Origin of the sequence: Pantoea sp. EKM103V (assembly GCF_011800365.1) — a bacterium.
Taxonomy (GTDB): domain Bacteria; phylum Pseudomonadota; class Gammaproteobacteria; order Enterobacterales; family Enterobacteriaceae; genus Pantoea; species Pantoea anthophila.
In genome coordinates this window covers 1-15,908 of the sequence record NZ_JAALFQ010000016.1, presented here as the reverse complement: position 1 = coordinate 15,908, position 15,908 = coordinate 1, and the positions used below count along the sequence as shown (strand labels likewise).

15 protein-coding genes and 1 rRNA gene are annotated in these 15,908 nt (G+C 55.2%); 14 read left to right on the top strand and 2 right to left on the bottom strand.

The window, feature by feature from the left end:
- Positions 1-191: 191 nt before the first annotated feature.
- Entirely contained in the window at positions 192-2,141 is a 1,950-nt protein-coding gene (gene csrD, locus HFD97_RS20695) for an RNase E specificity factor CsrD (RefSeq protein WP_009087516.1), read from the bottom strand.
- A 284-nt stretch (positions 2,142-2,425) separates the two neighbouring features.
- Here csrD and msrP point away from each other — a divergent pair, with 284 nt between their 5' ends.
- The 14 genes from msrP to HFD97_RS20625 all read left to right on the top strand — a co-directional run bounded on the left by msrP (position 2,426) and on the right by HFD97_RS20625 (position 15,574).
- A complete protein-coding gene (msrP, locus tag HFD97_RS20690) occupies positions 2,426-3,430 on the top strand; it encodes a protein-methionine-sulfoxide reductase catalytic subunit MsrP (RefSeq protein WP_140029577.1) in 1,005 nt (334 codons plus the stop codon).
- Between the two features lie 3 nt (positions 3,431-3,433).
- Positions 3,434-4,036 (top strand): protein-methionine-sulfoxide reductase heme-binding subunit MsrQ, encoded by a 603-nt coding sequence (gene msrQ / locus HFD97_RS20685; protein WP_046102638.1) that lies wholly within the window; start codon positions 3,434-3,436, stop codon positions 4,034-4,036.
- A gap of 232 nt (positions 4,037-4,268) precedes the next feature.
- Complete coding sequence (aroQ, locus tag HFD97_RS20680; protein ID WP_009087521.1) at positions 4,269-4,721, top strand: type II 3-dehydroquinate dehydratase; 453 nt, start codon at positions 4,269-4,271, stop codon at positions 4,719-4,721.
- Between the two features lie 25 nt (positions 4,722-4,746).
- Positions 4,747-5,208: an acetyl-CoA carboxylase biotin carboxyl carrier protein gene (gene accB, locus HFD97_RS20675; RefSeq protein ID WP_009087523.1), complete on the top strand. Its 462-nt coding sequence runs from the start codon at positions 4,747-4,749 to the stop codon at positions 5,206-5,208.
- Between the two features lie 11 nt (positions 5,209-5,219).
- Positions 5,220-6,569 (top strand): acetyl-CoA carboxylase biotin carboxylase subunit, encoded by a 1,350-nt coding sequence (accC, locus tag HFD97_RS20670; protein ID WP_009087525.1) that lies wholly within the window; start codon positions 5,220-5,222, stop codon positions 6,567-6,569.
- A gap of 73 nt (positions 6,570-6,642) precedes the next feature.
- On the top strand, positions 6,643-6,885 hold the full coding sequence (locus HFD97_RS20665) for a YhdT family protein (protein ID WP_009087527.1): 243 nt from the start codon (positions 6,643-6,645) through the stop codon (positions 6,883-6,885).
- Positions 6,875-8,320, top strand: a complete 1,446-nt coding sequence (panF, locus tag HFD97_RS20660) for a sodium/pantothenate symporter (RefSeq protein WP_111209017.1) — start codon at positions 6,875-6,877, stop codon at positions 8,318-8,320. The genes HFD97_RS20665 and panF overlap by 11 nt, the downstream gene beginning before the upstream one ends.
- 16 nt (positions 8,321-8,336) lie before the next feature.
- A complete protein-coding gene (prmA, locus tag HFD97_RS20655) occupies positions 8,337-9,218 on the top strand; it encodes a 50S ribosomal protein L11 methyltransferase (RefSeq protein WP_111209016.1) in 882 nt (293 codons plus the stop codon).
- A gap of 367 nt (positions 9,219-9,585) precedes the next feature.
- Positions 9,586-10,551 carry a tRNA dihydrouridine synthase DusB gene (gene dusB, locus HFD97_RS20650; protein ID WP_009087532.1) on the top strand — a complete coding sequence of 322 codons (966 nt, stop codon included), beginning with the start codon at positions 9,586-9,588 and terminating at the stop codon, positions 10,549-10,551.
- A gap of 23 nt (positions 10,552-10,574) precedes the next feature.
- A complete protein-coding gene (fis, locus tag HFD97_RS20645) occupies positions 10,575-10,871 on the top strand; it encodes a DNA-binding transcriptional regulator Fis (RefSeq protein ID WP_003855228.1) in 297 nt (98 codons plus the stop codon).
- Positions 10,872-11,415: 544 nt separating this feature from the next.
- On the top strand, positions 11,416-12,441 hold the full coding sequence (locus HFD97_RS20640; RefSeq protein ID WP_009087536.1) for an amino acid ABC transporter substrate-binding protein: 1,026 nt from the start codon (positions 11,416-11,418) through the stop codon (positions 12,439-12,441).
- Positions 12,442-12,509: 68 nt separating this feature from the next.
- Positions 12,510-13,688, top strand: a complete 1,179-nt coding sequence (locus HFD97_RS20635; protein ID WP_046102627.1) for an amino acid ABC transporter permease — start codon at positions 12,510-12,512, stop codon at positions 13,686-13,688.
- 15 nt (positions 13,689-13,703) lie between these two features.
- Entirely contained in the window at positions 13,704-14,804 is a 1,101-nt protein-coding gene (locus HFD97_RS20630) for an amino acid ABC transporter permease (RefSeq protein ID WP_009087540.1), read from the top strand.
- A gap of 8 nt (positions 14,805-14,812) precedes the next feature.
- The gene (locus HFD97_RS20625; protein WP_009087542.1) at positions 14,813-15,574 is read left to right on the top strand and encodes an amino acid ABC transporter ATP-binding protein; all 762 of its coding nucleotides are present in this window, start codon (positions 14,813-14,815) and stop codon (positions 15,572-15,574) included.
- 229 nt (positions 15,575-15,803) lie between these two features.
- On the opposite strand, the gene rrf is transcribed toward HFD97_RS20625, so the two are convergent.
- Positions 15,804-15,908 (bottom strand): 5S ribosomal RNA (gene rrf / locus HFD97_RS20620); the annotation flags it as partial.

The following is a 15,908-nucleotide window of genomic DNA, read 5'->3' as shown; positions in this document are numbered from 1 at the left end:
GTTTAAGTCATCTGAACCCGTAACAGAAATCGGCAGAATGGCGACCAGACGCCATCACTCCTGCTTTTCTCCGCCTTTCGCCTTTCCATTCCCGACATAAAATTTAACATTTCCGGCAGTCGGGTTATGGGTGCAGACGAGACTTAACATGACAAAAAAGCGCTAATTGCTGTCATCAGGACGGCAATTCATCAAATACGGTAACGTTGGGAATACTTCTTCACGTTACTGTTAACCGGAAGCGAAGGGGCAAAAAAATCACCCTGCCCGCCTGCTATACCCAGCGACACTAATGTTTGCCACTCCGATCGGGTGCGAACACCGGTGGCAAACACCTGAATGCCGGTGGATTTACAGACTTCCAGCAGACTCTGCACAAACAGCTGATTTTCCGTGCGCCGCTCAATGTTGCGCACCAGGCCGGCATCGAGCTTGATCAGCTCCAGCGGCAGCTGCCGGATATAGGCGCTGCTCACCACGGTTAAACCGGCCTGATTCACCGCCACCCGACAACCAAACGCCTTAAGCGCACGGAATACTGGTGTTAAGCGGTTGATGTGTTGACAGACATCTGCCTCGGCAAGTTCAAATAAAAATCGTTTTCTTTGTCCTTTCGGGCACTGCAGCAGCATGTTCTGCAGCCAGAGCACAAAGGATCGTTGCAGGAGTGAGGACATCGTCAGCGGGATGACCAGGGTCTCTTCCGGCCAGAGTTCAGACAGGGCCGCAATGCGGGTCATCAGCTGGCGATCCCAGGCATCCGCCATACCCAGCTGCTGCACCAGCGGCATATATTCGGCGGCCAGCACCTCTTTGTCGCCGTCGAAGATGCGGGTCAGCATCACCCGGTGCTGCACCTTGCCTTCAATATTGACGGCAGGTTTGTGATAGAGCCGCGGACCACCCCGGCTGAGCGTATTCTCCAGCAGGGTACGCCAGCGTACACTCCCCCGCCCGGCGTCCTGCGGATTGCCTGCACCGTTGGTCCAGTTGTTGCCGCCCAGTAAAGCCGCGCGGCGGGTGGCCATTTCGGCATTCTCCATCACCTGCGGCACGGTCTGCCCGCTGTGCCACGCGCTGATGCCGATGTGAATCAAATCATCACGGTTCACCTGACGCATCGGCGGCAGTGAATCCACCGCATTGATCAGCTGGTCGGCAATGCTGTTCGCCTCTTTAAGGCTGCGATGCGGCAGCAGCACGGCAAAATCACTGCGGAAATAGCGCGCCAGCAGCGCCCCTGGGTAGCGCAGCACAAAGGTAGAGAGCATGTTGACGAAGTTAAAGAGGTACTCGTCGACCAGCGCGGGCTCCAGCGTCTCCTGCAGGGTATCCAGATCGGGCAGCCGCACCATCATCACCACGCCGTGGGTGCCCACATCTTCCTGATCTTCCAGCAGCGTCGCCAGCTGATTGTCGAAAAAGAGTCGGTTGTTGAGGCCGGTCCGGCCATCCTGGGCGGCAAAGGTGCGGATTAGCGTGTCGATACGCACGCGCTGTTCGGCGGCTTCCTGCACATCCACCAGCAACAGATCCAGCGCGCGGCTCGCCCTGGGCGGCCACTCATCCACGCCGCGCTTCGGCATGACGCCGCGTTCGCCGTTGATAATCGCCTCGGCCCGCACTTCGAGATGCTCCATGCCACGCCACTGACGGCTGAGCCAGCGATGCATCATCAGCAGCATCAGACTCATGACCAGTATGATGGTAAACAGAATGCCCAGCGTCGAGGTGCCGGTGATGGAGCGTAGCCAGGTTTTGGCAGGATCGAGGGTAACAACCCGCAGCTGTAAGCCGGTCTGATGCATCAGCGGCACCTCGAACTGGATAAAGCGGTTGGGTTCATCTTCCAGCATCGGGTTTTCATGACGGGAGAGCGTCAGGAGCGTCTGTCTGCCGTTGTGCAGTAAAATCTGCTCCGCATTCATGATGGGCATGATCGACGTGAGCCAGGTATGCAGCTGATCCGGGGTCTGGGTGAGCATCGCCTGATCCACCTGGACCGCCAGGATCTGTGCCCGATGTTCCACGCGCTGATGACTGAACCAGAAAAAACTGAATGCGCAGCCAGCCAGCATCAGTGACATGGCCAGCAGGCTAAGAAAGGTAATAAACGCAGATAATTTTGTGGTTAATCGCATCCCTGTGCCTGTATTACTGCGGTGATAACCGGATCACCCAACCTTGTACCGTCAGCCTGACGAAAACGCGAGCAAAATAGCATAATTTACCGCTGACGGCAGTGCCCGGACGCCAGAAGCCGAAGTATATCGTCGGGATTGTCTTGCTGACGTGAACCCCGGCACTTTTCAGTGCATTCTCATCGCCCTGCCCAGCCAGGAAATTTCACATTTTCGCAGCGAAAGTGGCCGACATCAGCGATAGTCATCATGCTGGTCGATAAGAATCTGTCTGGAGAAGGCCCATGAAACGTACACCCTGCCTGACTGAAGCCGACGTTACGCCGGAAAGCATCTTTAATATGAAGCGCCGCCAGGTGCTGAAAACGCTGGGGCTGAGCGCCGCGGCCATCGGCGTGCCTGGCGTGGCAAACGCCGACATTCTCAGCTGGTTCAAGGGAAACGATCGCCCGCCAGCGCCGGCAGGCCGCCCGCTGGACTTTACTAAACCGGCGCAGTATCAGGCCGATCTGACCCTGACCCCGGCGGATAAGGTCTCCGGCTATAACAACTTCTATGAGTTTGGCCTGGATAAGGCCGATCCGGCCGCCAATGCCGGCACGCTGAAAACCGAGCCCTGGAAGCTGACCATCGATGGGGAAGTGGCGAAGCCCGTGACCCTGGATATGGATGACATCTTTAAACGGTTCGCCATGGAGCAGCGGATCTATCGCATGCGCTGCGTGGAGGCCTGGTCGATGGTGGTGCCCTGGATTGGCTTCGAACTGAACAAACTGATTTCGCTGGCCGAACCCACCAGCAAAGCGCGTTTCGTCGCTTTTCAGACGCTTTACGATCCTGAGCAGATGCCAGGCCAGAAAGATCGCTTTATTGGCGGTGGTCTCAACTATCCCTATGTCGAAGGTTTGCGTCTGGATGAGGCGATGCATCCACTGACAATACTGACGACCGGCGTCTATGGCAAAGCGCTGCCCCCGCAGAATGGCGCACCGATTCGCCTGACGGTGCCGTGGAAATATGGCTTTAAAGGGATCAAATCGATCGTAAAAATCACGCTGACCAGCAATCAGCCGCCGACGACCTGGAACCAGATTGCGGCTGATGAGTATGGTTTTTACGCCAACGTGAATCCCCACGTTAATCATCCGCGCTGGTCGCAGGCCACCGAGCGTTTTATCGGCCCTGGCGGCAGCCTGAAGGTCGAGCGTCAGCCGACCCTGCTGTTTAATGGCTATGGCGAGCAGGTCGCCTCGCTCTATCGCGGTCTGGATTTACGGGAGAACTACTAGGTGGTGCGCCTGTCGTTAAAACAGATAACCGGTTTAAAGGTGATCCTGCATCTGGCGGCCCTGCTGCCGCTGGTTTATCTGATTTTTGCCGCGATGCAGGGGGGGCTGAGTGCCGATCCGGCGAAAGATATTCAGCATTTTACCGGACGAATGGCGCTGAAACTGCTGCTGGGAACGCTGCTGGTCTCACCGCTGGCGCGTTACGGCAGGCAGCCGCTGCTAATCCGCACCCGCCGCCTGCTGGGCGTCTGGACATTTGTCTGGGCCTCACTTCATCTGCTGAGCTATTACCTGCTGGAGCTGGGTGCGGACAATCTGCGTCTGCTGGGCAGCGAGCTGATCTCCCGTCCCTATCTCACGCTGGGCATCATCAGCTGGTTTATCCTGCTGGCCCTGGCGGTGACCTCGTTTCAGCGCGCGCAGCGCAGGCTGGGAAAACGCTGGCAAACCCTGCACAACGCGGTCTATCTTGTCGCGATCCTGGTGCCGGTTCACTATATCTGGTCGGTAAAAATCCTGTCACCCCAGCCACTTATCTACGCCCTGCTTGCTGCGATACTGTTAGCCTGGCGTTACAAAAAGTTTCTCAAATGGTGGCCCCGCTAGGCTCTCACCCGTTGTTTTCCGCTGCTGTTTTCTGATAAAAGATGTGGCCCGCAGGCCACATCCGATCATCTTCGCAGATAAGACCAGTATTTTGCTGCGAAATGACACGAAACGGATATAATGCCCGGCTTTATTGCTCGTCGGGTCTTCTTTTTCACCGTGAAAGGTGACAAATGGAGATTCGCAAGGTATTTTACGCGATGCCTCAATGATTGCGGGAGATGGCAGCAAGATGGCGCATAAATTACATATTCTGCTTTTAAACGGACCCAACCTGAACCTGTTGGGAACGCGTGAACCTGAGAAGTATGGTCATACCACGCTGCGTCAGATCGTTGACGATTTAACGCATCAGGCAGACCAGCTGAATGTGGAGTTGAGCCACCTGCAAACCAACGCTGAATTTCAGCTTATTGATCGCATTCATGAGGCCAAAGGCAATGTGGATTACATCATCATTAATCCTGCCGCGTTTACCCATACCAGTGTCGCACTGCGTGATGCCCTGTTAGCGGTAGAAATACCGTTTATCGAGGTTCATCTCTCCAATGTGCATGCACGCGAGCCCTTCCGTCATCACTCCTATCTTTCTGATGTCTCTGCTGGCGTGATTTGCGGGCTTGGCGCTGACGGCTACACATGGGCTTTACAAACGGCAGTAAAACGCCTGTCTCAAACTAATTAATCAAACTGAGTACGGAACCCCACTCATGGATATTCGTAAAATTAAAAAACTGATCGAACTGGTTGAAGAGTCTGGCATTTCTGAGCTGGAAATCTCTGAAGGTGAAGAGTCCGTTCGCATCAGCCGCGCACCTGCAAACGCAGGTTACCCGGTTATGCAGCAGGCTTACGCTGCACCGGTACAACAGCCTGCGCTGGCCACCGCTGTGGCCCCTGTTGCAGCCGTTGCCGAAGCCGCACCGGCTGAGATCAGCGGTCACATCGTGCGTTCACCGATGGTAGGCACCTTCTACCGCACTCCGAGCCCGGACGCGAAAGCCTTTGTGGAAGTCGGTCAGAAAGTGAACGCGGGCGATACGCTGTGCATCGTCGAAGCCATGAAAATGATGAACCAGATCGAAGCTGACAAATCCGGCGTGGTGAAAGCCATTCTGGTTGAAAGCGGTCAGCCGGTCGAATTTGACGAGCCACTGGTTATCATCGAGTAACGGGGCAGATCATGCTGGATAAAATTGTTATTGCTAACCGCGGTGAGATCGCGCTGCGCATTCTTCGTGCCTGTAAAGAACTGGGCATCAAGACTGTTGCGGTTCACTCAAGCGCGGACCGTGACCTGAAGCACGTGCTGCTGGCAGACGAAACCGTTTGCATCGGCCCGGCGCAGTCAGTCAAAAGTTACCTCAACATCCCGGCGCTGATCTCTGCTGCAGAGATCACCGGCGCAGTGGCGATTCACCCTGGCTACGGCTTCCTTTCTGAGAATGCCGATTTTGCCGAGCAGGTTGAACGCTCTGGCTTTATCTTTATCGGTCCGAAAGCGGACACCATTCGCCTGATGGGTGACAAGGTTTCTGCGATCAACGCGATGAAGAAAGCGGGCGTCCCGACCGTCCCAGGCTCTGACGGTTCGCTGACTGATGATATGGAAAAAAACCGTGCCTTTGCTCAGCGCATCGGTTATCCGGTCATCATCAAAGCGTCCGGCGGCGGCGGCGGTCGTGGTATGCGCGTTGTGCGCAGCGACAAAGATCTGGAGCAATCCATCAACATGACGAAAGCGGAAGCCAAAGCGGCTTTCAACAACGACATGGTTTACATGGAGAAGTATCTGGAGAATCCTCGCCACATCGAGATTCAGGTACTGGCCGATGGTCAGGGCAACGCCATCTATCTGGGCGAACGTGACTGCTCCATGCAGCGTCGTCACCAGAAAGTGGTCGAAGAGGCGCCAGCGCCAGGCATTACGCCGGAACTGCGCAGCTTTATCGGCAACCGCTGTGCCAAAGCCTGTATCGAAATTGGCTATCGCGGCGCAGGTACCTTCGAGTTCCTGTATGAAAACGGTGAATTTTACTTCATCGAGATGAACACCCGTATTCAGGTGGAACATCCGGTGACCGAGATGATCACCGGTGTCGATCTGATCAAAGAGCAGCTGCGCATTGCGGCTGGTCAGCCACTGTCGATCAAACAGGATGATGTGATCATTCGCGGACATGCGGTCGAGTGCCGTATCAACGCCGAAGATCCGGTAACCTTCCTGCCAAGCCCGGGTAAAATCACCCGCTTCCACGCGCCAGGCGGTTTTGGCGTGCGCTGGGAGTCGCACATTTACTCCGGTTACACCGTGCCGCCTTATTATGACTCCATGATTGGCAAGCTGATCACCTATGGCGAAACGCGTGACGTGGCGATTGCCCGCATGAAAAATGCCCTGGCGGAACTGATCATCGACGGTATCAAGACCAACGTCGACCTGCAGATGAAAATCATGTCCGACGAGAATTTCCAGCACGGTGGAACCAACATCCACTATCTGGAGAAAAAACTCGGCTTGCACGAGAAGTAATCGCAACGCTGAGTCAGTCAGAGGCCGGTTAATCCGGCCTTTTTCTTTTGCCGCTGGGCGTTAAGGTTGAATCATGGATGCTCGTTTTATACAGGCACATAAAGAGGCGCGCTGGTCGCTCTATCTCACCCTGCTCTGGCTCGCTGTCTGGGGACTTTCCGCCTGGCTGGGTGGCAATGACACCGGCATCACCGGTCTGCCGCGCTGGTTTGAACTCTCCTGCCTGTTTGCCCCCCTGTTCTTCATTTTTTTGTGCTGGCTGATGGTGCGGGTGATTTTTCGCGACATGCCGCTGGAGGAGAAAAATGAACAGTGAAATTATCCTGCCGCTGCTGATCTATCTGGTGCTGATCGCCGCACTGTCGGTATTTGCCGTTCGCAAACGGCGTGAAGGCAGTTTCCTGACGGAATATTTCCTCGGCAGCCGCTCCATGGGCGGTTTTGTGCTGGCAATGACCATCACCACGACCTATATCAGCGCCAGCTCATTTATAGGCGGGCCCGGTGCCGCCTATAAATATGGGCTGGGCTGGGTGCTGCTGGCGATGGTGCAGGTGCCCGCTGTCTGGCTTTCGCTGGGGGTGCTGGGGAAAAAGTTCGCCATCCTGGCGCGTCAGCATAATGCGGTCACGCTGAATGACATGCTCTATGCGCGCTATCGGAGCCCGCTGCTGATCTGGCTGGCGAGTCTGAGCCTGCTGATCGCGTTTATCGGCGCCATGACGGTACAGTTTATTGGCGGTGCGCGGCTGCTCGAAACCGCTGCCGGTATCCCGTATGACACCGGCCTGCTGATTTTTGGCGGCACTATCGCCCTCTACACCGCGTTTGGCGGCTTTCGCGCCAGCGTGCTTAATGACGCCATGCAGGGCGTTGTGATGCTGATTGGCACCTTCCTGCTGCTGTTTGCGGTGATTCATCAGGCGGGCGGCCTGAGCACGGCGGTTCAGAAACTGCATGACATCGATCCCGCACTGCTCTCACCGCAGGGGCCGGGAGAGGTTATCACCCCAACCTTCCTCAGCTCATTTATCGTGCTGGTCTGCTTTGGTGTTATCGGGTTGCCGCACACGGCGGTGCGCTGTATCTCCTACAAAGACAGTAAGGCTGTCCATCGGGCGATCATTCTGGGCACCATTGTGGTGGTGGTGCTGATGCTGGGCATGCATCTGGCCGGTGCACTTGGCCGGGCGGTACTGCCAAATCTGACCGTGCCGGACAGCGTCATTCCGACCCTGATGATTACCGTGCTGCCGCCGTTAGCGGCCGGACTGTTTCTGGCCGCGCCCATGGCTGCCATTATGTCGACGATTAATGCCCAACTGCTTCAGGCGTCGGCGACGCTGATCAAAGACCTCTATCTGCGGGTCGCCCCGCACCAGATGGAAAATGAGGCGCGGCTGCGACTGTTATCTGGCACCATTACTTTCGCCCTGGGTCTCCTGCTGCTGATCGCGGCATGGAATCCCCCCGATATGATTATCTGGCTTAACCTGCTGGCCTTTGGTGGTCTTGAAGCGGTCTTCCTCTGGCCGCTGGTTCTCGGTCTCTACTGGGAACGCGCCAATGCCGCAGGTGCCATCACCGGCATGGTGGTGGGTGGTGGCTGCTATGCGTTTCTGGCGAGCCTGAAACTGCAGATTCTGGGCTTTCACCCCATCGTGCCCTCCCTGCTTCTGAGCCTGCTGGCATTTTTAGTGGGCAACCTGTTTGGACGCGCGCCGCAACCGGTCGACGCGCCGCAACATTGACGGAAAGAGAAACGTTATGCCGTGGATTCAAATCAAAATTAACAGCTCAGGTGAACACGCGGAAACGCTGAGCGATGCCCTGATGGATATCGGTGCGGTCTCAGTGACCTTCCAGGATACACACGATACCCCAGTTTATGAGCCGCTGCCGGGTGAGACCCGCCTGTGGGGCGACACCGATGTTATCGGCCTGTTCGATGCTGAAACCGATATGAGCCTGATTACCGCCGAGCTGGCGCAGCATCCGCTGTTAGGCGCCGATTTTCGTCACCGGATCGAGCAGATCGAAGACAAAGACTGGGAGCGCGAATGGATGGAAAACTTCCATCCGATGCGCTTCGGTGAGCGCCTCTGGATCTGTCCGAGCTGGCGCGATGTGCCGGATCCGGACGCGGTCAACGTCATGCTCGATCCGGGCCTGGCGTTTGGCACAGGCACGCATCCGACAACCTCCCTCTGCCTTACCTGGCTTGACGGGCTGGATCTGACGGGCAAAACGGTGATCGATTTTGGCTGTGGTTCGGGGATCCTGGCGATCGCGGCGCTTAAGCTTGGCGCGGCTCAGGCAATCGGTATTGATATCGATCCGCAGGCGATTCAGGCCAGCCGCGATAACGCTGAGCGCAACGGCGTGTCCGATCGTCTGTCACTCTATCTCCCCCACCAGCAGCCTGAAAACCTGCAGGCGGATGTGGTGGTCGCCAACATCCTGGCCGGTCCGCTGCGTGAGCTGGCACCGCTGATCAGCGTGCTGCCTAAGTCTGGCGGTCACCTCGGCCTGTCAGGCGTGCTGGAGAGTCAGGCGGAAGGTGTCTGCGAAGCCTATGAAAGTCAGTTCACGCTTGACCCGGTTGCGGTGAAAGAGGAGTGGTGCCGGATTACCGGCATCAAATCCTGAAGTCAGCCTCCGCCGTAGCTCACGGCGATGCCGCTAGCCGGCACAACGCGGCTAAACAGCACAATCAGCCAGCCCGCAGCGTAAGTTGCGGGCTTTTCCAGACAGGCATGGAGAGTTGTACCGTTAATCACGGCATGTGACGTTTTTTATCTGGCGAATTGCCGTACTTTTCTGGAAAAACTTTTGTTCACAATTTCAGCATAAATCAGTAAATCATTGATATTAAAGTGTAATTAAAAACACACCCGATCATCACCCGGATTTCATTGATCTTTCTTGCTGATTGTTCAAAGTTTGGCCTTTCATCTTCCTGCAAAAATGCGTAATATACGCCGCCTTGCAGACACAGTATGGCCATTCTGACTTCATGCGTATTGGAAACCTCCAGCTGAGAAATCGACTGATTGCGGCACCTATGGCCGGTATTACCGACAGGCCATTCAGGACGCTGTGTCACGAAATGGGCGCAGGTATGGCAGTTTCTGAGATGTTGTCTTCGAACCCCGAAGTCTGGGCCAGTGACAAATCTCGTTTGCGCATGGTTCACAGTGATGAGCCAGGCATTCGCGCCGTGCAGATTGCCGGTTGCGATCCCAGCGAAATGGCGCAAGCTGCACGCATTAATGTCGAGGCTGGTGCACAGGTTATCGACATTAATATGGGATGCCCTGCCAAGAAGGTTAACCGCAAAATGGCGGGGTCAGCCTTACTGCAATATCCCGCCGTGGTGGAGTCCATTCTCTCCGCAGTGGTTAATGCAGTGAACGTGCCGGTTACGCTGAAAATTCGTACTGGCTGGGATCCTGAAAACAGGAACTGTGTCGCGATTGCCCAATTGGCTGAACGCTGCGGTATACAGGCTCTGACGATACATGGCCGCACTCGTGCCTGCCTGTTCAACGGGGAAGCTGAATATGACAGCATTCGGACAGTTAAGCAGAGTGTTTCCATTCCGATTATCGCGAATGGAGACATAACTGACCCGCATAAAGCCAGAGCGGTGCTCGACTATACAGGGGCCGATGCTCTGATGATAGGACGCGCTGCTCAGGGAAGACCGTGGATCTTCCGGGAAATCCAGCATTATCTGGACACTGGGGAGCTGCTTGCTCCGCTGCCACTGGCAGAGGTCAAGCGCTTGCTTGTTTCGCATATACGTGAGCTGCACGACTTTTACGGTTCAGGCAAGGGATACCGTATAGCGCGAAAGCACGTCTCCTGGTATCTGCAGGAGCACGCCCCGAATGACCAGTTTCGGCGCACATTCAACGCCATTGAGGATGCCAGCGAACAGCTGGAGGCGTTGGAGGCATACTTCGAAAATCTTGCGTAACGAAATAAAGAGCTGAAAGAACTATGTTCGAACAACGCGTAAATTCTGACGTACTGACCGTTTCTACCGTTAACTCACAGGATCAGGTAACTCAAAAACCTTTGCGTGATTCGGTTAAACAGGCACTGAAGAACTATTTTGCTCAACTGAATGGTCAGGATGTGAGCGACCTGTATGAGCTGGTTTTGGCTGAAGTCGAGCAGCCTCTGTTGGACATGGTGATGCAGTATACCCGTGGCAACCAGACCCGCGCTGCCCTGATGATGGGTATCAACCGCGGTACGCTGCGTAAGAAATTGAAAAAATACGGCATGAACTGATTCTGAGTTCTGTCTGTTAATCACGCCAGCCTTCGGGCTGGCGTTTTTATTTGTGCGGTATGGCACAAAGCGGTGACCTCAGGGATGAAACAGTTGCCTCTCATATGGTAACTATAGTTGCAATCGCAGACGTGATATTTCGCCCTCTCTTATTCCTCCTCTCAGCTTGGATTACAGGCTGACCTGAATGCTCTTCCCCCTGACAGCGCCCTTCCGCTCCGGGTGTGTGACTTTCCGCGCATTAAAAAAGTAACGTGTCTCCTTCATACATGCCTGCCTGCGCGAAGGCTCACATTGCTTCCATATAGTGAAACTATTTGCACTAAATGTGATCGGGTCGACTCGCTTTGCTTCCTTTTGGTGCGCCATATTAGCGGAACTTTCTAAGTGCTTCCGATTATTAACCGTTCTTTCATACAAATTCAGGCTCCTGCAAACCTGGCATCAGCTTTGCAGAGTCGTGAATGGCTGACCGCCACAGACAGGAAAACGCACACTAAAGTGCGCAAACATAACAATACGATCCCGCCACACAGGATGCTTTATGAAAAAGATGATGCTCTCTACGCTGATCGCTGCCGCCTCGCTGGTTGCCGTTACTCAGCAAGCACACGCCGGCGCCACACTGGATGCAATTAAGAAAAAAGGTTTTGTTCAATGTGGGATCAGTGACGGCTTGCCGGGCTTCTCCTATGCGGATGCCAGCGGCAAGTTCACCGGTATCGATGTGGATGTGTGTCGGGCAACGGCTGCTGCTGTGTTTGGCGATGCAACCAAAGTGAAATACACCCCACTGACCGCGAAAGAGCGTTTTACCGCGCTGCAGTCAGGCGAAGTGGATGTGCTTTCTCGTAATACCACCTGGACCTCCTCGCGTGATGGCGGCATGGGCTTCCTGTTTGCGGGCGTGAACTACTACGACGGCATCGGCTTCCTGACTCACCAGAAAGCGGGCCTGAAAAGTGCGAAAGAGCTGGATGGCGCGACCGTCTGTATTCAGGCAGGCACCGATACCGAGCTGAACGTCGCGGACTTCTTTAAAGCCAACAAAATGCAGTACACGCCGGTCACCTTCGACCGTTCAGATGAATCAGCCAAAGCGCTGGACAGCGGCCGCTGTGATACCCTGGCTTCTGACCAGTCTCAGCTTTACGCACTGCGTATTAAGCTGGGCAAACCGGACGAATTTATTGTGCTGCCAGAAGTAATCTCCAAAGAACCCCTGGGGCCGCTGGTGCGTCGTGGTGATGATGACTGGTTCACCATCGTGAAATGGTCGCTCTTCGCTATGCTGAATGCGGAAGAGATGGGTATCAACTCGAAGAATGTTGATCAGATGACAGCCAAGCCGACCACGCCAGATATGGCGCATCTGCTGGGTGCTGAGGGTGACTTTGGTAAAGATCTGAAGCTGGATAATAAGTGGGCCTACAACATCATCAAGCAGGTGGGCAACTATCAGGAAAGCTTTGATCGTAACGTCGGTAAAGACAGTGCTCTGAAGATCGCACGCGGTCAGAACGCGCTGTGGAACCAGGGCGGGATTCAGTACGCTCCGCCGGTACGTTAACAGACCTCGCCAATCGGGCACCGCCTTCTGCGGTGCCCTGCCACAGCTTTCGTTACTGAGGTTTCAACATGTCACAACGCCCAACCGTGAAAAGGGATTTTTCATTTGGTAATCCCACGGTTCGCGCCTGGATTTATCAGTTCATTGCCGTTATCGCAGTGCTTGGTGTGGTGGGTTATCTGGTGCATAACACCATTATCAACCTTGCCAATCGCGGCATTACATCAGGATTTGGCTTTCTCGAGCGCACTGCCGGTTTCGGTATCGTTCAGCATCTGATTGAGTACACCGAGGACGATACCTACGCGCGCGTGTTTCTGGTTGGCTTAACCAACACACTGCTGGTCTCGGCACTCTGTATCGTTTTCGCCTCCATTCTCGGATTCGCGGTGGGATTATCCCGCCTTTCTGACAACTGGCTGCTGCGGAAACTCTCGACCATCTATATCGAAACCTTCCGTAATATCCCGCCACTACTGCAGATATTCTTCTGGTACTTTGCGGTATTGCGCAATCTGCCTGGCCCACGACAGGCGCTGAATGCGTTTGACCTGGCCTATGTCAGTAATCGCGGGCTCTATGTGCCGTGGCCGACCTATGCTCCGGGGAGCTGGCCGTTTGTTATCGCGCTGCTTCTGGCCGTAGCCATCAGCTATGGTCTCTACCGCTTCAACCGTCAGCATCAGCTGAAAACCGGCGAGTTACGTCGCACCTGGCCTGCCGCCGTTGCGATGCTGATTCTTTTTCCGGTTCTGGCGCATCTTGGGTTTGGCGCCGCAACGCACTGGGATGTGCCGCAGCTGCGCGGATTCAATTTCCGTGGTGGCTCGGTAATGATCCCGGAGCTGGCGGCACTGACGCTGGCCCTGTCGATCTATACCTCGTCGTTTATTGCAGAAGTGATTCGCTCCGGCATCCAGTCGGTACCGCACGGCCAGCACGAAGCCGCACGTTCGCTGGGTCTGCCGAATCCGGTGACGCTGCGTCAGGTGATCATTCCTCAGGCCATGCGCGTGATTATTCCCCCGCTGACCAGTCAGTACCTGAACATCGTGAAGAATTCCTCACTGGCCGCGGCTATCGGATATCCCGATATGGTGTCGCTGTTTGCCGGCTCGGTCCTGAACCAGACCGGCCAGGCCATCGAAACGATTGCTATCACGATGGGCGTGTACCTTATCATCAGCCTGCTGATATCACTGCTTATGAATGTCTACAACCGCAAAATTGCGCTGGTTGAGCGTTAAGAGAACGGGATGACTATGTCTGTAACTACGCATGAAACGACCCCCGTCCCGACGACGCCGGTCAGTCGCGCCTGGCTTTGGGCGCGTAAAAATCTCTTTTCCAGCTGGTTTAACACGTTACTGACGCTGTTGTGCATCTGGATAATCTGGCATGTGATCCCGCCCGCGCTGAACTGGCTGGTCTTTCAGGCTAACTGGATCGGCTCCACCCGCGCCGATTGTACGAAAGAGGGCGCCTGCTGGGTCTTTATCCATGCCCGTTTCGGTCAGTTCATGTATGGCCTCTATCCGCATGAGTTGCGCTGGCGTATCAATCTGGCGCTGATCATTGGCCTGGTGTCGATTGTGCCGATGTTCCTGAAGAGCCTGCCCTTCCGCGGGCGCTATATTGCTGCCTGGGCCGTCATCTATCCGGTGATTGTCTGGTTTCTGCTGTATGGCGGCTATCTGGGACTGGAGCGCGTTGAGACACGTCAGTGGGGTGGATTAACACTGACGCTGATTATTGCATCGGTTGGGATTGCGGGCGCACTGCCGCTGGGGATTCTGCTGGCTCTTGGCCGTCGCTCTCGTATGCCGGTGGTGCGCACGCTGTCGGTTATCTTTATTGAGTTCTGGCGCGGCGTGCCGCTGATTACCGTGCTGTTTATGTCGTCGGTGATGCTGCCGCTGTTTATGTCTGAAGGCACCACCATCGATAAGCTGGTGCGCGCCCTGGTTGGCGTCATTCTGTTTCAGTCCGCCTATGTAGCGGAAGTGGTACGCGGGGGATTGCAGGCGTTGCCGAAAGGTCAGTATGAAGCGGCTGAGTCTCTGGCGCTGGGTTACTGGAAAACCCAGATGCTGGTGATCCTGCCACAGGCACTGAAACTCACCATCCCCGGGCTGGTAAATACCATCATCGCTCTGTTTAAAGATACCAGCCTGGTCATCATCATCGGTCTTTTCGATCTGTTCAGCAGCGTTCAGCAAGCCACGGTGGACCCCACCTGGCTGGGCATGTCGACCGAAGGCTACGTCTTCGCTGCACTGGTCTATTGGATCTTCTGTTTTAGCATGTCGCGCTACAGCCAGTATCTGGAAAAGCGCTTTCACACCGGGCGTACATCGCACTGAGGTTTTACATGACTGACTCTATGACACACTCTTCCGACGCGTTGATGATTTCGCTTGAGAACGTGAATAAATGGTACGGGCAATTCCATGTACTGAAAGACATTAACCTGCAGGTTAAGCCGCGTGAACGCATCGTGCTTTGCGGGCCTTCTGGTTCCGGCAAATCGACCACGATCCGCTGTATTAACCATCTGGAAGAGCATCAGCAGGGACGTATTGTTGTTGACGGTATTCACCTAAACGATGACATCCGTAACATTGAACGCGTGCGTACCGAAGTAGGAATGGTCTTTCAGCACTTTAATCTGTTTCCGCATCTGACGGTCCTGCAGAACTGCACACTGGCCCCGACGTGGGTGAGAAAGATACCTAAAAAAGAAGCCGATGAGCTGGCCATGCACTATCTGCAACGCGTGCGCATTGCGGAACATGCCCATAAATTCCCCGGTCAGCTTTCGGGTGGTCAGCAGCAGCGCGTTGCTATTGCCCGTTCACTCTGTATGAAGCCAAAAATTATGCTGTTTGATGAGCCAACCTCGGCGCTGGATCCGGAGATGGTAAAAGAGGTACTGGATACCATGATTGGTCTGGCAGAAGATGGGATGACCATGCTGTGCGTGACGCATGAGATGGGCTTTGCCCGCACCGTTGCAGACCGGGTGATCTTTATGGATCGCGGTGAGATCGTTGAAATGGCTCCGCCGCAGGAGTTCTTTGCGAATCCTAAATCGGAGCGGACCCGGGCGTTCCTGTCTCAGGTTATTCACTGACCGGTACTACTGCTCGTTGTTTCCAACCCGGCCTGGTGCCGGGTTTTTTATGGCCCGTATAAAGGTCAGTAAAGGGGGGCTGGGCTGGGTAGCACAGGAGCACAGGAGCACAGGCTGAGGCGGCTACGCTTTTTCTTCCTAATGATAACCGTAAAAGGCGCTGCTCCGTTTTCTGCAGCCACAACGAAAAAAGCCCTTCGCATACGCGAAGGGCTCTCTCTTATTTGATGCCTGGCAGTTCCCTACTCTCGCATGGGGAGACCCCACACTACCATCGGCGCTACGGCGTTTCACTTCTGAGTTCGGCATGGGGTCAGGTGGGACCACCGCGCTA